Origin of the sequence: Pseudomonas sp. PB101, from assembly GCF_009764265.1 — a bacterium.
Taxonomy (GTDB): Bacteria; Pseudomonadota; Gammaproteobacteria; order Pseudomonadales; family Pseudomonadaceae; genus Aquipseudomonas.
On record NZ_RWIR01000016.1, the window covers coordinates 44,535 to 62,482 of the forward strand.

The 17,948-nt window shown below is 63.4% G+C and carries 14 protein-coding genes; 1 reads left to right on the plus strand and 13 read right to left on the minus strand.

Annotated features, from left to right (window positions below):
* Positions 1–19: 19 nt before the first annotated feature.
* On the minus strand, positions 20–637 hold the full coding sequence (locus EI969_RS04420; RefSeq protein ID WP_160386101.1) for a hemolysin III family protein: 618 nt from the start codon (positions 635–637) through the stop codon (positions 20–22).
* A 131-nt stretch (positions 638–768) separates the two neighbouring features.
* Between EI969_RS04420 and EI969_RS04425 the strand changes: the two genes are divergently transcribed.
* Positions 769–1,683: a LysR substrate-binding domain-containing protein gene (locus tag EI969_RS04425; RefSeq protein ID WP_110661568.1), complete on the plus strand. Its 915-nt coding sequence runs from the start codon at positions 769–771 to the stop codon at positions 1,681–1,683.
* 112 nt (positions 1,684–1,795) lie between these two features.
* Here EI969_RS04425 and madM read toward each other — a convergent pair whose 3' ends face one another.
* From madM to EI969_RS04485, 12 genes are all read right to left on the minus strand, one after another.
* On the minus strand, positions 1,796–2,560 hold the full coding sequence (madM, locus tag EI969_RS04430) for a malonate transporter subunit MadM (RefSeq protein WP_160386102.1): 765 nt from the start codon (positions 2,558–2,560) through the stop codon (positions 1,796–1,798).
* A 1-nt stretch (position 2,561) separates the two neighbouring features.
* Positions 2,562–2,978: a malonate transporter subunit MadL gene (gene madL, locus EI969_RS04435; protein ID WP_160386103.1), complete on the minus strand. Its 417-nt coding sequence runs from the start codon at positions 2,976–2,978 to the stop codon at positions 2,562–2,564.
* Between the two features lie 63 nt (positions 2,979–3,041).
* A complete protein-coding gene (gene mdcH / locus EI969_RS04440; RefSeq protein WP_160386104.1) occupies positions 3,042–3,953 on the minus strand; it encodes a malonate decarboxylase subunit epsilon in 912 nt (303 codons plus the stop codon).
* On the minus strand, positions 3,950–4,570 hold the full coding sequence (locus EI969_RS04445) for a malonate decarboxylase holo-ACP synthase (RefSeq protein ID WP_160386105.1): 621 nt from the start codon (positions 4,568–4,570) through the stop codon (positions 3,950–3,952). The genes mdcH and EI969_RS04445 overlap by 4 nt, the downstream gene beginning before the upstream one ends.
* Complete coding sequence (gene mdcE, locus EI969_RS04450; RefSeq protein ID WP_160386106.1) at positions 4,564–5,367, minus strand: biotin-independent malonate decarboxylase subunit gamma; 804 nt, start codon at positions 5,365–5,367, stop codon at positions 4,564–4,566. Before mdcE ends, EI969_RS04445 begins: the two co-directional genes overlap by 7 nt.
* Complete coding sequence (locus EI969_RS04455; RefSeq protein ID WP_160386107.1) at positions 5,364–6,215, minus strand: biotin-independent malonate decarboxylase subunit beta; 852 nt, start codon at positions 6,213–6,215, stop codon at positions 5,364–5,366. The genes mdcE and EI969_RS04455 overlap by 4 nt, the downstream gene beginning before the upstream one ends.
* Entirely contained in the window at positions 6,208–6,507 is a 300-nt protein-coding gene (locus EI969_RS04460) for a malonate decarboxylase subunit delta (protein ID WP_007975424.1), read from the minus strand. Before EI969_RS04460 ends, EI969_RS04455 begins: the two co-directional genes overlap by 8 nt.
* Entirely contained in the window at positions 6,507–7,382 is an 876-nt protein-coding gene (locus tag EI969_RS04465; RefSeq protein WP_160386108.1) for a triphosphoribosyl-dephospho-CoA synthase, read from the minus strand. Before EI969_RS04465 ends, EI969_RS04460 begins: the two co-directional genes overlap by 1 nt.
* Positions 7,382–9,052: a malonate decarboxylase subunit alpha gene (gene mdcA / locus EI969_RS04470; protein ID WP_160386109.1), complete on the minus strand. Its 1,671-nt coding sequence runs from the start codon at positions 9,050–9,052 to the stop codon at positions 7,382–7,384. Before mdcA ends, EI969_RS04465 begins: the two co-directional genes overlap by 1 nt.
* Before the next feature lie 218 nt (positions 9,053–9,270).
* Positions 9,271–9,732, minus strand: a complete 462-nt coding sequence (locus tag EI969_RS04475) for a chemotaxis protein CheW (protein ID WP_160386110.1) — start codon at positions 9,730–9,732, stop codon at positions 9,271–9,273.
* On the minus strand, positions 9,725–15,757 hold the full coding sequence (locus tag EI969_RS04480; RefSeq protein WP_160386111.1) for an Hpt domain-containing protein: 6,033 nt from the start codon (positions 15,755–15,757) through the stop codon (positions 9,725–9,727). Before EI969_RS04480 ends, EI969_RS04475 begins: the two co-directional genes overlap by 8 nt.
* A 37-nt stretch (positions 15,758–15,794) precedes the next feature.
* Positions 15,795–17,855, minus strand: coding sequence for a methyl-accepting chemotaxis protein (locus EI969_RS04485; RefSeq protein ID WP_160386112.1), 2,061 nt, complete (start codon positions 17,853–17,855; stop codon positions 15,795–15,797).
* Positions 17,856–17,948 lie beyond the last annotated feature (93 nt).

Here is a 17,948-nt window from a genome sequence, read left to right on the forward strand (position 1 = left end):
GCGATAGCCGTTACGCGGTCTAAAGCACATAAAAGAAAATCGCCACAAAGTGCAGCAAACTCCCCGCGATCACGAACAGATGCCAGATCCCGTGGGCATGGCGCAGCCGGTCGTCCAGGGCAAAAAAAATAATCCCCACGGTGTACAACACACCGCCCGAGGCCAGCCACGCAAATCCGGCGCCACCCAGCGCCGCGAGCAGCGGCTTGACCGCCACCAGCACAATCCAGCCCATCACCGCATAAATCACGATCGACAGAATCCGCGCCTCCGAACGCGGCTTGATCTCCTGCAGGATGCCGATCAGCGCCAGCCCCCAGACGATCCCGAACAAGGTCCAGCCCCATGGCCCGCGCAAGGTCACCAGGCAGAACGGCGTGTAGCTGCCGGCGATCAGCAGGTAGATCGAAAAGTGATCGACCTTCTGCATGATCGCTTTCTTGCGCCCGCGCACGCTGTGGTACACGGTCGATGCGCTGTACAGCACCAGCAACGTAAAGGCGTAGATAGCCATGCTGACGATCTTCCACGGGCTGCCGTCGAGACTGGCCAGCACAATCAGCCACACCCCGCCGACAAACGCCGCCACTGCCCCGAACAGATGCGTCCAGGCGTTCAGTCTTTCCCCGTGATACATGTGGTGCTCCCCTCGAGTTTCATCACCGCAATGCGCAAGGCTCAGCCCTGGAGCGTAAAAGCACAATGTTTCCGTACGACGGGCCCGGCGAAATTGGGCACAATCGACCGATACGAAAAAGAGTCCACCCCATGCTGATCGATGAAGAGTTGACCCTGAAAAAACTCGAGGTGTTCCTGGCTTTCATGCGCACCGGCAATCTGGCGCGGGCCGCTGCCGAGCTGCAGACCAGCAATGTGAGTGTGCATCGGGCGATCCATTCCCTGGAAAGCGCCCTGCGCTGCCCGTTGTTCAAGCACGAAGGCCGTAACCTGACGCCGCTGGAAAGCGCGTATGTGCTGGAGGAGCGGGCGCAGAAGCTGATTCAGGACGTGGTCGAAAGTGTGCGCCTGACCCGCGAAGCCGCCGGGTTCTCGGCCGAACGCTTCAAGCTGGGTTCACTGTATTCACTGACGGTGAAGACCGTGCCGCAGCTGATCATGGGCCTGAAGATCCGCCGCAGCGAACTCAACATCGACCTGATTCTGGGCTCCAACATCGACCTGCTCTACAAGCTCAAGAACATGGAAGTCGATGCGGCCCTGGTGTCGCTGGACGAGACTGTCAACGATCCGGATTGCGAGCAGATCCCGCTGTTTTCCGACGACATCTTCCTCGCCACCCCCGCCGACTCGAAGTTTGCCCAGCGAACCGAAGTCGACCTGGCCGAGGTCCGCGACGAAACCTTCATCACCCTGACCCAGGGCTTCGCCACCCATCAGGACGGCAAGCGGGTATTCGAGCAGGCTGGGTTCGAGCCGAAGGTGGCGATGCAGGTCAACGACATCTTCACCTTGTTGAGCATGGTCAGTTCGGGTGTGGGTTATGCGTTGCTGCCGGGGCGGATTGCGGCGGTGTACGAGAACCGGGTGAAGCTGATCCCGTTGCAGGAAAAGTACCGGTTGCAGCAGCACATTGGCGTGGTGTTCCTGAAGGCCAAGGAGCGTGATCCGAATCTGCTGGCGTTGCTGGCGGAGTGTCGGATGTATGCCAATCGGCAAGTCTGAAACCGCGTCGCCTGCATCGCGGGCAAGCCACGCTCCCACAGGAACTGCGCTGTCCCTGTGGGAGCGAGCTTGCTCGCGATGACGTCGATACAATCAGCGAAGATACCGAGACTTACCCAACAATCCCGCGAACAATGAAGTACAACAGCGAAGGCCCCAACAAGCAGCCAAGCCCGGTGTGGAAGGTCGCAGTCAACGCGCCATAAGGCACCAGGCGCCGATCCGTCGCAGCCAGCCCGGCGGTCACGCCACTGACAGTCCCGGCCAACCCACCGAACACCATCGCCGAGCGCGGGTTATCCAGGCCCATCCAGCGCGCCGCCATCGGTGTGCCGACCATCACCAGGATCGCCTTGATCAGGCCCGTGGCAATCGACAGCGCCACCACATCGGAGCTGGCGCCAATCGCAGCTCCCGTCACCGGGCCGACGATGTAGGTCACCGCACCGGCGCCGATGGTGGTCATGCTCACCGCATCGCGGTAACCGAAGACCCAGGCCATGCACGCGCCGACAATAAACGGCAGTACGGTGCCCAGCAGCAGCGCAATCACACCGATCAACCCGGCCTTTTTCGCTTCGGTGGCCTGCACCTCGAATGCCGTGGCAACGATGGCGAAGTCCCGCAACATGGCACCGCCCATCAGGCCGATGCCGGAAAACAGCGTCAAGTCCGCCAGGCCTTTTTGCCCGCCGGTCATCGTGCCGCCGACCCAGGCCAGCACCAGGCCGATGACGATGGCAATCGCCGAGCCGTGGATGCGCCCGAAGGTCAGGCGTTTGGAGATCACCACTGACACCCACATGATCACGCCGACAAAGGCGAATGCGGTGACCAGACCGTTGTGTTCCAGACCGTTCTTGATGAGATCCCACATATCAGCGACCTCCTGCCGGTGCGCCAACCGGCGTTACATCCACCGGCTCATCGGGCAAGGGTTCGCCTTTGTGGGTCCGGCTGATCAGGGCAATGGTGCAGCCGCAGATCACCACAGAACCGATCGCCGCCAACACCGCCACCGGGCCACCATGCAGCGCCGTGACCACGTTCTGCTGCGCCGCCATGGCAACGACTACCGGGATGTACATGGCGCCCCAGAAACCGACGCCCAGCTCACAATCCTTGGTCATGCCGCCACGCTTGTGCATCCACAACCGTGCGCAAATCAGCAGGATCATCGCGATCCCGACACCGCCGACGTTTGACTTCACGCCCAGCAACACACCGAGCATGTCCCCCATGATCACCCCTGCGAGCGTACAGATCGCCAACAGCGCCACACCGTAAATAATCATTGTTGTAGTCCTCAAAGTGCCTTTCGAATGTTGTTTTTTTTGTTCGAAGCCTGAGTCGGTGATTTAAGAGTGGCGGCTTCCCTCCTCACGCATCAGCGCCTGCAAGGTATCGAGCCGGGCACCGTCGAAGGCAATCACGGAGCCCTGCTCGAACACCCGGCGCGCCAGCCCGGTCAGCACCGCACCGGGCGGCAGTTCGATCTGTAGACGTACCCCGCGCTCGTAAGCGCTTTGTACCGTGCCGCGCCAATCGACGATGCGGCACATATTGAAGGCCAGGTCGTCACGCAAGGCTTCAGGTTTGATCAGCGGTCGCGCGCGACTGCCGCTCAGGTAACCGATCTTCGGTGTTTGCATCGGTACTTTGGCGAAGGCTTCGGCCAACCGTTGCGCGGGCACCTCAAGCAACGGGCAGTGGGACGGCACGCTCACTGCCAGTCGCTTGGCCAAGCCAGCCCCGCAACCTTTCGCCAACTCCGCCACCGCTTTCATCGCCGCGTCGCTACCGGCAATCACCAGTTGGTTATCGGCGTTGATATTGGCCAGATAAACCGGCATTTCTGCGCTATGCACCCGGGCCAGCAGTGCCTCCACCGTGGCTAGGTCCAGACCGATGATCGCGGTCATGCCGTAGCCTTGTGGATAAGCCTGCTGCATCAACTCACCACGCAGGCTGACCAGATGCAGCGCATCGCTGAAACCCAGGGCGCCAGCCACCACTGCGGCCGGGTAGGCGCCGATCGACAGACCGGCCACGTAGTCCGGGGCCATGGCCAACTGGCGTGAAGCGGCGACACCGGCGATCAGCAGGCAAAGCTGAACCGCCCTCGTCGACTGCAACGCCTCGGCGCAATCCAGCCGCGTGACATCTTCACCGAGCAGGTCGCTCGCCTCGGTCAGCGTTTCCCGAGGCAAACGCGCCAGCATGCCGGGTTGTTGCGCGCCCTGGCCGGGGAACACCAGCAAGCGGCTCACGCGGCTTGCTCCTGTGGATTCCACGGATCAGCCACCAGAGTGGCTTGGGTGGCATTTTTCAGCAGGACCCGCGACGAAGCGCCGGCCCATTCGCGCAAGGCAACGGCGCCAAGCGGCGTCTGCAATTGCAGGTCCACGCGGCACACGCTTGTGTCGAGAACGGCCACCAGCGCCTGGGCATCGACACGACTCAACGGACTCGGCGTACGCAGGATCAGGTCGAGGTCGCTGCCCTCGTGCAAAGCGTCAAATCCACTGGCCAACTCGAACCCGGCACTGCCGCTGACACCCCAGGCCCAACCACAGTCATCAAGGTGCGAGCGCAGTTGCGCCAAGGCCCGCAACGCCGGGAAATCACGCTGGCCTTGAACATGGCGGAGTTCTTCCGGCCGCACCTGCCGGGTGATGGCGGCGACGTCCATGAAGGTTGCAAATCGCTGCTCGCGCAACGGCCCGCGCACGCCCACCGCCACCTGCCCCGCCGCGCTCAAGGCGCGACGGACCACCACCGGCTGGCCGGCACTGATCGACTCGACCACCCACGCAGGCGCATCCGCAGGCAACTGCTGCGGGGTCATGCCCCACAGCAGGTCGTGAGCCAGTAGCGTGCTCACCACTGCGCTCTCAGCAACTGGCGAACCTTGCTCGATGCCGCACGATTGCTCGCACCGAGGCGGCCGCTCAGATCACGACCACCGGCGGCCACATCGCCAATCGCCTGATGCAGGCAATCGGTCACCCGCGCCAGATCCGCCGCAGTCGGCTGTTCGATCTGCTCCACCGACAGGGTTTCCCACAGCAATCCGAGGCTGGCATAGCTGTCGATGTCGTAGGCCATCGGCGGCACGCTGGCCGCCAGGGCTTCGAGCTCTTCGACACTGCGCAAGGTCACCCGCGCCGCCGACGCCTTGCCCATCGCATGCACCATCACCCCCGGATCGCGCAGGGCGATCAGGCGATTGGCCTGATAACCGTGGGCCAGAAACGCCCCGGACATGGCTTTGCCCACCAGCAAACCGATGACCGCATGGCCGGCCAGGCGGGCACGGGCATAGCTGTCCGCCGCAGCGGCCAGCGCCTGATGAATGCCCAGGGCTTCCTCGCGTCGACCGTAGGCCTGGCTCGGCACGTCGACGATGGCGATCAGGGCGCGTTTGTGTGCCTTGTCCTGATCGGCGGCGATGACTTCATCCACCGCCTTGGCCAGACCCCAGCCTTCAAGCAGCCCCACCTCGCCGTTGCGGGCACGGACGAAGCGGTTTTGCGGGTCAGCCACTACCGCGATGAAACGCACAGGCTGATCGCCCAGCGTACCGTCCGCGACCTTCAACGACGCCGACAAACCCTCGAGCGCTTTCGCCCCGGCACTCAACGCGTTGAACCAGTTCAGGCCTCGCAGGGAATACGAACTCATGGGCGTTCTCCTTGGTACAGATCGCGAACCACGGACGGCTCGATTTGCGGTTCGGCATCCAGACGCGCCAACCGTTGCAGGAACAGTTCAGCCTGATGACTGCGCGGTTGCGCCGGCAAACCTTGCTGGAGTAACTCGCCCACCTGCTGGCGGATCTGCGCCACGTCGTCGGCAACATAGCGATCCACCAGACCACTGGCGAAACGTTGTTCGCCACCGGTCAGGCTCCAGATGAAGGGCCGATCGCGGGAGTCGTATTCCTCGAGTCCGGCCTCCTGCTCGATCACCTGCGGACCGTTCAGGCCGAGTCGCGCCTCCTGGGTCACCAACAGATAACTGCACAACCCGGCGGCAATCGACATGCCGCCAAAGCAACCGACGCTGCCCGCCACCACACCTACCACGGGCTGGTACTGCTGCAAATCGACAATCGCCGCGTGGATGTCGGCAATCGCCGCCAGGCCGAGGTTGGCTTCCTGCAAGCGCACGCCACCGGTTTCCAGCAGCAGCACGGCGCGGGTCGGGATGCCGTTGCGGTTGTCTTCGGCGGCCAGTTCCAGTGCGCCGGCAATTTTTGCTCCGCCGACTTCACCGAGGCTGCCGCCCTGGAACGCACCTTCGATGGCCGCAATCACCACCGGCAAACCATTGAAGCTGCCCTTGGCGATGACCACGCCGTCATCGGCTTGCGGCACCACGCCCTGGCGCGACAGCCATGGCGACATGATGCGCTGGAACGGGTCGAGCAGTTCGCGGAAGGTGCCGGCGTCGAGCAGGGCCTTGGCCCGTTGCCGGGCACCGAGTTCGACGAAGCTGTGCTTGTTCAGCAGGGATGCGCTGTCAGTCATGGCCGATCTCCTCGAAGCCCTGTTCCAGGCGCAAGCGCACCACGCCGGGTGTCGCGCCGAAATCATGGATGTCGATATCCATCGCCGGCGGCGTCTGGCCGTCGAACATCCGTGCGAACAGATGCTGCCAGCGTTGTTCACTGCCATTGACCGAGGTCTGCACGTTGATCGTCAGCTTGCCGGCCTGGCCCGGTTCGATCAGCACTTCCAGATCGCCAGAGCCGACACAACCCACCAGGGTGCGGCCGCGTGGCGGCTGCCCGGCGGGGAATTCAAAAGATAAGGTTTCCATCAAAACGCTCCCTGGATAAGGCCGTCGCCAGACTCGATACGGTCGATGAACAGGCAGGCTGCGAGCAGGTCGGCAGCACCGCCGGGCGAGGCATTCAACGCGATGAGTTGTTGGTCCAGCGCATGCAGGCGGCGACGCCCGGCGAGGCTGGCACTGCCACCCGCATCGAGCACCGCCCGGGCACCCTCCTGCATGGTGTGCAGGCCTTCTTCACCGGCGCGGTAAAGCACACAGGTGTCGGCCAGATTGGTCATGATCGCCAGCAGCGCATCGAGCCGGGCGTTATGTTCGCCATGACCGGCGGCGCGGCTGCGAAGCAGTTGTGGCAGGGCACGTTGGGTCACCGCCGGGAACCCCAGTTGCGCCTCTTCACGGGCGCCGCGAGCGCCGTAACGTTGGGCGACTTGCGCACCGTGACTGAGCGGGCGTGGAGCAAAACGGTCGTCGAGCAGGGCCAGCCGCGCAGCACGTATCGCCACGCTGTTGGCATTGCAGGATTGAGGTTCCAGTGCTGCGGCAGTGATCAACAGGCCCAAGGCCCAGATCGCACCGCGATGGGTGTTCACGCCACCGGTGGTGCCGAGCATCGCCTGCTCGCCTTCGCGACCGATGCGGCCCACGGCTTCGCGCAGCGGCAAGCCGACTTCGCCGAACTCGATGGCGGCTTCCGCCATTTCTTTAAAGGCCGGCCACAACGACAACGCCGAAGCGTGCATCAGCCCCAGGTGCAAATCGGTGTGGGCGCCATTGCCGCGACGGTCGACCAGTGCCGGTTTCGGCGACAGGTCAGCCTCGTCGATCAGTGCATCCACCGCCAGGTCCGCCAGTCGTTCGGCCAGGCTCAGGTTTTTCGGTTGCAGGTTAAGTGCGTGCATTACCAGCTCCTGAACTTGGCGGGCGGGTTGTAGAGGCCACCGGACCACTCCACCAGATCGGCCACGCTTTTCGCCGCGAGCAACTCGCGAGTGGCGTCGGTGCGGCGGATGCCGAGGTCTTCGGGCAAGGCGATCAGACCTTCGCGGCGCATGCGCGCAGTGTCTTTGGGGTTGTGACGCAGGCCGATGGCGGTCACCCCGGCGACGGCGGCGATCATCGCCTGGCGTTCTTCCAGCGAGCGCGCCTTGTACAGGTAGGCGATGCCTTCTTCGGTCAACAGGTGGGTCACGTCGTCGCCGTAGACCATGATCGGTGCCAGCGGCATGCCGCTTTTTTTCGCCACATCAACGGCATCGAGGGTTTCAACGAAGGTCGGCTTGCCGCCCTCCTGGAAGGTCTCGACCATCTGCACCACGAGTTTCTTGCCGCGTTCGAGCATCGGCTCGGCCACGTCGGTATTGCGCATATCGAGCCAGGCTGGCGTGCCGTGGCGACGACCGCGCGGGTCGTGGCCCATGTTCGGTGCGCCACCGAAGCCGGCCAGGCGCCCACGGGTCACGGTGGAGGAATGGCCGTCGCCATCGACCTGCAACGTCGCGCCGATGAACAGGTCCACCGCGTATTGCCCGGCCAGTTGGCTGAACATCCGGTTCGAACGCAGGGAGCCGTCGCGCCCGGTAAAGAACACATCCGGCCGCGCCGCAATGTAGTTCTCCATCCCTAGCTCGGTGCCGAAGCAATGCACGCTTTCGACCCAGCCGCTTTCAATCGCCGGGATCAGCGTCGGGTGCGGGTTGAGCGTCCAGTTGCGGCAGATCTTGCCTTTGAGGCCGAGGGATTCGCCGTAGGTCGGCAGGATCAACTCGATGGCAGCGGTGTTGAAGCCGATGCCGTGATTGAGCGACTGCACGTTGTGTTTTTCGTAGATCCCGCGGATCGCCATCATCGCCATCAGCACGTGCACCGGCTTGATGTGCCGAGGGTCGCGGGTGAACAGCGGTTCGATGTAGAACGGCTTGTCGGCCACCACCACGAAGTCGACCCAGGAGGCGGGAATGTCGACCCGCGGCAGGTCGCTGACGTCGTCCACCAGTTGATTGACCTGGACGATGACGATGCCGTCGCTGAAGGCCGCCGGTTCGATCAGTGCCGGGGTGTCTTCGGTGCTCGGCCCGGTGTAGATGTTGCCGGCGCGGTCGGCCATGAACCCGGCCGAGAGCACGACGTTGGGAATCAGGTCTACCACCAGCCGTGCGTAGAGTTCGATGTAGGTGTGGATCGCGCCGATTTCCAGCAGGCCGTCTTCGAGCAACTGGCTGATGCGCAGGCTTTGGGTGCCGGCAAAAGAGAAATCGAGCTTGCGGGCGATGCCGCGTTCGAACAGGTCCAGGTGCTCGGCGCGGCCGACGCTGGGCATGATCATGTGCAGGTCATGCAGCTTCGCGGGGTCGGTCTTGGCCAGGGAACGCGAGAGGAAATCCGCCTGCTTCTGGTTGTTGCCTTCGAGCACCACACGGTCGCCCGGCAGGATCAACGCTTCCAGCGCCGCGACGATGTTGTCGGTGGGCAACACCACACCGTCGGCAAGACCTCGCACCAGCTCGAGACGCCGCTGCTTTTCGCGGCGCCGCCGCGTCCATCGCGAGTCGGGGGATATTGTTGTTGTCATGACCACTCCACGGGTTCGCTGTCGTGGAGCTACCTTAGGAGTGTTGGGTGGGGGCATCAATCAAGCAGAGTGGTGGATCGTTACGCTTAGGGTAATGGTTGTCTGGACTGACGCCATCGCGGGCAAGCCCGCTCCCACAGGTTTTGTGTTCACCACAGATCAACTGTGGGAGCGGGCTTGCCCGCGATGAGGCCGGTCAAATCGCCGCTGAATCGGGATCAATTGATCAACCCGGCATCCACCAACAACCCCTCCAGCGCCAACAAATCCGGCACCTTGGCCACCTGCTCGCCCACCTGCACCGCCGCCTGCTCCAGCGCACACAACGGCACGTCCACATAACTCAACTGGCTGTCGAGCTTGCAGGAGCGCGGAATGCCCTGCACCAGCAGCGCGATGAATTTCAGTTCGGGGCGCCCGCCGAGGGTGTTGAGGATGACAATCCGCGCACGCTCGCCAATGACGATTTTCTGCCCGCAGGCCGACTCGAAACTCAGCAGCGGAATCTGCCGGTCGCGCCACGTCACCAGGCCCAGGTACCACGGCGGCGTGTCGAGGTCGAAGGTCCCCGGTGGCTGGTAATCGATCAGCTCGGCAACGGCGACGTTGGGCAGGATCAGGTTGCGGTCGGCCAACGGCAGCAGCAGGCCGGTGAGGTTGCTGGTGCGGTGCTCAAGCATGGGTCTTGCTCCACAAGGCGATGCTTTCGAGCAGCACCGATTCCTGGTACGGCTTGCCAAGGTAGTCGTTGACGCCGATGGCCATGGCCCGATCGCGGTGTTTCTGTCCGGTACGGGAAGTGATCATGATGATCGGCAGGTGTTGCAGGCGTTCGTCGCTGCGCACCTGGGCCGCGACTTCGAAGCCATCCATGCGCGGCATCTCGATGTCCAGCAGCATCAGGTCAGGCATGTGCTCTTCCAGCAGCAGCATGGCATCGACCCCGTCCTTGGCGGTCAGCACGCTCATGCCGTGGCGTTCGAGCAAGCGGCTGGTGACCTTGCGCACGGTGACCGAGTCGTCGACCACCATCACCAGCAGCGGCCGATGCGGTTCGGCCTCGACTTCCTGCCCCGCCGGACGCTGGGGTACGCGGGCCTGCATGGCGCGGATCGGCGCCAGCAAATCCAGAATCAGCACCACCCGGCCATCGCCGAGAATCGTCGCCCCGGACACCCCTTGCACCGCGGCAAACTGTGGCCCCAGGCTCTTGACCACGATCTCGCGGGTGCCGGCCATGGCATCCACCTGCACCGCGATATGCCGTTCATTGCACTGCACCAGCAGCACCGGCAACGGCAGGGTCTGGCCCAACAGTTTCGGGCGCGGACTGGTTTTCAGCAGCTCACCCAGATAGCACAGCTCGTAACGTTGCCCGGCATATTCGTAGGTCGGCGAATCGAAACGGAAATACCCTTCGAGCTCAATGGGCAGCACGCGAACAATGCCGTCGATGGTATTGAGCGGGATCGCGTACTGGTCCTCGCCGCACTGCACCATCAGCGCCCGGTTGACCGATACGGTGAACGGCAGGCGAATGCGAAAATGCACGCCCTGCCCCGGCACCGAGTCGATGCTCATGGTGCCGCCCAGTTGCCGCACCTCTTCGTGCACCACATCCATGCCGACGCCGCGCCCGGATATCTGGGTGATTTTCTCGGCGGTGGAAAACCCCGGTTGCAGGATGAACTGCAACACGTCGTGATCACTGATGATGCTGTCCGGAGCGAGCAGGCCGCGCTTGATCGCCTTGCGCCGTACCGCGTCCAGCGGCACACCGGCGCCGTCGTCGCGGATGTCGAAAATGATGTCGCCACCTTCGCGCAGCAGATCGAGGGTGATCCTGCCCTTGGCCGGTTTTCCCGCCGCCAACCGCGCCTCGACGGACTCCAGGCCGTGGTCGACGGCGTTGCGCAGCATGTGCTCCAGCGGCGCGGCCATGCGTTCGAGGACGTTGCGATCCATCTCGCCTTCGGCGTTATCGACGATGAAATCCACGTCCTTGCCCAGCTCGCCGGCCACCTGCCGGACGATGCGCTGCAACCGCGGGACCATCCGTTCGAACGGCACCATGCGCGTGCGCATCAGGCCTTCCTGCAATTCGGTGTTGATGCGGCCCTGCTGTTGCAGCAGGTTCTCCGCATCATGATTGCGTCGCTCGAGGGTTTCCTTGAGGTCGAGCAAATCCGAGGCGGATTCGAACAACGCCCGGGACAACTGCTGCAACTGTGAATGGCGGTCCATTTCCAGCGGGTCGAATTCTTCGTAGCCCAGGCGTTCGGCGTCGACTTGCTGGCGGCTGAGGATCCGTCCCTGGGTTTCGGTATCGAGGCGGCGCAACTGGTCGCGCATACGCTCGATGGTGGTCTCCATCTCGCTCAGGGCGATGTGCGCATCGTTGACTTGCTGTTCGATGCGGCCACGGAAAATCGATGTTTCACCCGCCAGGTTGACCAGGTCATCGAGGAGCTCCGCCGAGACCTTGACCATGTCTGCCCCGGCATCGGACGGCGGCGCCACCGGTTCGGCCTTGGGCGTGACCGGCGGTGCAACCGGTGCGTGGGCTTCAGGCACGGTCGGGTGGCTGAAGTTCTTGATCGCATCGATCAAGCGGTCGGCCGGCGGCATCGGCTCACCGGCGCGGGCCGCGTCGAGCATTTGCGCCAGGCGGTCATGACTGCGTTGCAACAGGGCGAACAACGCTTGCGTCGGTTGCAGCACGCCGGTGGACAGGCCTTCGTAGAGGAACTCCAGTTCATGGGCCAGATCGCCAATCGCGGCGATTTCCACCATGCGCGCACCGCCCTTGAGGGTATGCAGGTCGCGCAGCAGGGTTTCCACTTCCTGACGACTCGAAGGCTGGGCCTGCCAGCGCTCCAGCGCCGCCCCGGAGCTTTCGATGATGTCGAAACCTTCCTCGAGGAAGATCTCCAGCAACTCCGGATCGTGTCCGGCCGAGTCGTTATCGGTCGCTTGCCGGGCCGCCTCGGCGACACCCGCATGACCTTGACGGTAGGCACGAATGGCTTCGATCAGCTCGAGGGAATCGTTCAGTGGCTGATGGCGCTGCAACTGTTCAAGGTACAACGCCAGTCGCTCATGGCTCTGTTGCAGCAGCGCTGCCAGTGCATCACTGAAGGCGTATCGACGGTCCACCAAGCCTTGGTAAAGGCTTTCCAGTTCATGGGCCAGATCGCCGACCGGCCCGACTTCGGCCATGCGTGCGCCGCCCTTGAGGGTGTGCAAATCCCGTTGCAGGGACGACAGTGGCGCGGCGTTGTCCGAGTCGCGCAACCAGCGCTGCAAGGCCTGACCGGCGCTTTCGAGGATATCCACTGCTTCTTCGAGGAAGATCGCCACGATTTCATCGTCCACACCGACAACACGGTCCTCTGTAGGAGCTGCGGTGCGGCGATCCGACTTGCCAGCGAAGGACTCACCGGCGCCGCGTTTATCCAATGACAACGCGTCATCGTTAACGTCCATCGCGAGCGGGCTCGCTCCTACAAGGGGTAGCGTGTGTTCCAGATCGGCGGTGGCTGCGCCCAGTTCGCGGATGCTCAGGGTGCGGCTGCCATCGCTGCGGATCAGGCCCATCGCCGACGGGTCGAGACTCTCGTCGAGCAGCTCGCGCAAGGCTCTGATCCGTTGCGGCTGCGGGCTGACTTCCTGGCCGGCGGCCAGTTCGTCGAGCATGTTGATCAGCGCTTCGTGGGCTGCCTGTGCTTCATGGAAAAAGCGCTCGCTGACCGCGAGGCTGCTTTCTTCCACCGCACCGTAGAGGTCGAGCAACGCTTCGCACAGCTCATCCACCGGGTGCAGGTCGGCCAGATGGGCGCCTTCGCCGAGGGTGGTCAATTCGTCCAGCAGCGCGCTGAGTTCCTGACGTTCGCCGGGGTGTTGCTGCCAGCGTTGCAACAGGCTTTCGGCGTCCAGCAGGATGTCCATGCCTTGGGCGAGGAAGTTGTTGATCAGCTGCGGGTCGCGCTTGATTCGCAGTCCGGTGTTTGGTGTGTTCCGCAGGTTTTCCAGACGCTCGGCCAGCAGTGCCCTGGCGCGTTCGATCAAACTCCGCGCACCGGGGATTTCCGCCAGCGGATCGCGTTTGAGCTGGCGCAAACCAAGGCGGAACAGCCCTTCTGCCTCCAGTAGCAATTCGACTTCATCCAGGTCCAGCGCGATCAGGTGCGCCTTGTATTCCCGGGCCAGTTGATCCAGCGGTGCGGCCAGTTCGGCAATCGGCAAGACACCGGCCATGGAGGCGCTGCCCTTGAGGGTGTGCAAGGCGCGCTGCAACTCATCGCTGGCCTGCAACGGCACATGTTCGGCGGCTTGATCGAGGAAGCGATTGAGGCTGCCCAAATGGGTTTCGGCTTCTTTGCGGAAGATCTCCAGCAATAGCGGGTCGAGGGCCGCGACGTCTTGGGTATCCTCATCGGACACCGGTTCATCGCCCTTGGCCAAGGCATGAGCGCGGGCGGCCAACTGATCGACATCGTTGCGCTGACGCTGGGCATTGGCGGCGTATTCAGCCACCAGTTCCGGCAGCAGATGCAGCACATCGCCGATCAGTTGCTGCACCGTAGCGCCAGGCTCCACGCTGTTCTCCAGTACGCGGTTGAGCAGGTTTTCCACGGCCCAGGCCAACTCGCCCAAGACCAGAGCGCGCACCATGCGGCCACTGCCCTTGAGGGTGTGGAAGGCGCGGCGAAGCTCGCTCAGGGCCGAGTGGTTGTCAGGGTTGACCGACCAGCGCGGCAAGTACTCGCGGAGGATCTCCAGGACTTCGTCGGTTTCCTCGAGGAACACCTCACGCAGCTCCTCGTCCACCGGCTCTTCGCCTGCCGGCGGCGGCAGCAGGCTGCCCGGGGTGTTCAGCGCGGGCGGGTTCAGGCTCGAAACCGGGCTGGCGAGCACATCGGCCAAGGTCTGGACGATCTGCGGATCATCCAGCTCCTGCATCATCTGCATGACCTGGGCTTCGCTCGGGTTGAGCACATCCTCCAGCACCGGCACATGTTGCTCACTGGGGAAAAACCCGAGGCTCGCCAGGCTTTTTTCCGCGACGTCGAGCAGGTTCTCACCCTGCGCCTGCGGGTCATCGCTGAGGCGTTCGAGGTAGTACTCGATGCTGGTAATCACGTCGGCCAGGCTGTCCAGTTCCTGCCAGCCCGGTTGACCCGGCTCGAGCAACAGGTGCTCGCGAATGAAGTGATTGCAGGTTTCCACCAGGCTCGCCGCCCGGCTCAAGGGAATCATCGCCAGCGCGCCACGTACCTGCGTCAGCAAAGCCGGCAGCGCCTGCAAATGCTGGCGGTCCCAGTCGGCGTCGATGTAGTCGACGATCATGTCCTTGGCCTGCTGCAAGCAGATGCGGGCCTCCTTGATCACGATCTGGTGGATCTGCGTCAGGTCGGTGGTCGGCAGGCGGTTATCGTCCTGGCTTTCCGGTTCCACGGTGCCGACCATGCCGGCCAGCGTCGCTTCGACGTACAACAAGGCCCCGGCAACGTCCATGAGAATGGCATCGTTGGGCTCGCGCTGGCCCTGAGCGAGGCTGAGCACCACCGCCAATTGATCGATGATCACCTTGCGCGGCTGGCCGAAGCCCAGGACCGCCAGGGTATCGGCGATTTGCCGCAGCGGTGCCAACAGGCTGTCGAGGTCGGAGGTGTGCTGGCGGTCACTGCGCACGAACAGGTCCAGACGTTCCTTGACCCGTACCAGCTCTTCGCACAGCGCGGCCAGTACCGAGCGCATGGCGTCACGGTCGGGACCGGCCAGCCGCGCGCGTTCTTCATCGACCATCGCGCTGTCGGGCAGCGCGTCGTCCAGTGAGTAGCGTTCTTTCATGGTCAGCATCTGCCCGGTGGGATGTTCAGCCTTGGCTATGTAGAACAGCAAACTCTTGAGCAACTCCGGCGGGGCCGGTTGATTGATACCCTGCATGCCTTGTTCGAGCAGGCGCTTGAGTTCCTGGTCGGCATCCTTGAACAGACTGCGCAAGGCCGGGCTGTTGGCAATCGCACCGCCCCGCATGCCTTCGACCAGCGCCGATGCCACCTGCCACAACGGGCTCAGGGGCGCATTGGCGCACAGCGCTTCGAGACGGGTGAAGACCTTGGCCAGGTAATCGAGGTTGGTGTCGTTGTCTTGCTCACGCAGGAAGCCGACCAGCGCCATTTGCAGCATCTGCCGCAGCTTGCGCAGCACACCGGGCAACTCGGCCGGTTCCAGCTGCGCCAGCGTTTGTGCGTCCAACGCTGGCAACTCGGGCAATTGCGGGCTGAACAGGCTGGTTTCCGACAACAGGCTTTCGCCACGGGCGCTGCGCAGGTCGTTGATCAACGGCAACACCACCAGCGGCAAGTCGCGGCGCGCGCCTTGCACGCGGTCCAGGTAGATCGGCAGCTGCCCAAGGGCCTGCATCAACAGGTGAAAGCCCTCGTCGCGATGGCTGACACGGTTGCCCTGCAAGGCCATGGCCAGTTGTTCCATTTCTTCGGCGAGCAACGCCGCGCCGTAGAACTCGACCATCTGCAAACTGCCGTGGACCTGATGGATGCACGCCAGGCAATCGTCGAGCGCATGCGCGGCCTGCGGGTCATCGAGCACGGTTTCGATCGCGTGATGAGCCTGTTTCAGCGTTTCGGCAATCTCGCCCTTGACCCACTCGAGGGCCACATAGTCGTGCCGATCACCCATAACCACTCCAATCACAATTCAGATACCCATGGGCGGTTCAAGCTTTGTCCACAACCTGCACCTTGGCAGCCGGCAAGGTGAAACCGGACACCGAACGACGCAACTGACTGGCCATTTTCGCCAGGTTACCGATGCTGTCAGCCGTGGCGGTGGAACCCGACGACGTCTGCGAGGTGATCTGCTGGATCACGTTCATCGTCAGGGAAATCTGCCCGGCCGACGAGGTCTGCTGCTGCGCGGCATTGGAAATGCTCTGGATCAATGCCGCGAGCGTCTTCGACACGCCCTCGATTTCTTCCAGGGCCACACCGGCATCCTGCGCCAGACGGGCGCCACGCACCACCTCGGTCGTCGTCTGCTCCATGGAGATGACCGCTTCGTTGGTGTCGGTCTGGATCGCCCGCACCAGGGTTTCGATCTGCCGGGTTGCGGCAGACGAGCGCTCGGCCAGGCGCTGCACTTCGTCGGCGACCACGGCGAAACCGCGGCCGGCGTCACCGGCCATGGACGCCTGGATGGCCGCGTTGAGGGCAAGGATGTTCGTCTGGTCGGCAATGTCATCGATCAGGCTGACAATGTCGCCGATTTCCTGGGACGACTCGCCCAGGCGCTTGATGCGCTTGGCGGTGTCCTGAATTTGCTCGCGAATGTTGTCCATGCCGTGGATGGTGTTGTGCACCACCTCGTTGCCCTTGTTGGCGATTTCCACCGAGCGCTCGGCAACCGCCGAAGATTCCGCCGCGTTGGCCGACACCTGGTCGATGGACTCGGCCATGTCGTTGATCGCCATCGAAGCCTCGGAAATCTGCTGGGCCTGATGTTCCGACGCCTGGGCCAGGTGCATGGCGGTGGCCTGGGTCTCATGCACGGCGGCGGCCACCTGGCCGGCGGTGAGGTTGATGGTCGCGACCAGGTCGCGCAACTGGTCGACGGAGTAATTGATCGAATCGGCGATGGTGCCGGTAAAGTCTTCGGTCACCGAGGCCGTCACTGTGAGATCGCCGTCGGCCAGGTCCTCGATCTCGTCGAGCAAGCGCATGATCGCGTTCTGGTTACGCTCGTTTTTCTCGGCGGTTTCGCGCAACTGACGGTTGGTTTCGCGCACCATCACCAGGCCGATCAGGATGATAGAAGTCAGCGCCAGCAAGCCCAGCACATAACCGCCAATGGTGTCGGTGGTGCGCCCGCCGACCATGTTTTCGAAACCGCTGGCCAGGTGTGAGGCTTCGTCGAGCAGGGTCTGCGACAGACTGAAAATGTTCGAGGCCGACTCGCGGACCTTGAACAGCTCTGGCGAGGTCTCGAGGATTTCGTCCACGGAGCCTGAGACAAACTCGAACAGTTCGGAGATTTCCGCGAGCCGCGCACGGGCGTCGCGGTCTTCGACCTGGCTGACCTTGAGCGCCGGGTCGCCCTGCAGCATGCCGTTGAGCACCTTGCCGAACTGAGTCGCGTCGCGTCCGAAGGCATCGGCGGCCTGCTGTGAATTTTCGTCGCCGGCCAGCACCGTGTTGACCGCGCCGAGGATCCGCTCGGCCAGCAGCGACTGGCGCTGGGCCATCGCCACCTGGGCCGCCGGAGCGCCCCGCTGGAGGAGAATCTCGACGACCTTTTCGTACTCGACCTGCAGCTGCGGCACGGTTTCGGCCAGGGTCGCGGCGACCTGATGCAGCGACAGTACGGTTTGCTCGCTGGACAGAATCGCGTCGGTGTTTTTCAGCAGGCGTTCCCAGTCCTGTTGCACCGCGCGCATCTCCGGACGCACGGCGGCGGGGGCCGGCGGCAGGCTGGTGGCCGGGTCGCCCTTCTTCAGATAACCCCAGCGCCGGGCAAAATCGTTGCGTGCATCACTGAGCAACTTGAACGCGGCAGCCTTGCCGGCGGCGGCTTCGGTGGCGTTCTTGGCGATACGCTGGGACAGCACGCGCAGCTCGCCGGCGTGGCCGATGTACTGTTTGTCGTAGGTAGCCTGGGTGTTGAGGTACGCGAAGTTGGCGAACAGCAGCATGATGAAGACGATCAGCGCGATGAACAGCACGATGATCTGCGACCGGCTGCGCGACCCTTCCATTGGCTTGCCTGCTTTTGCTTTTATCATCGGTCCTCGCCTGTTAACCAGCACCCTTGATGCCTACTGAGATCTACCCCTGTGGGAGCGAGCCTGCTCGCGAAAGCGTTGCATCAGTCGACA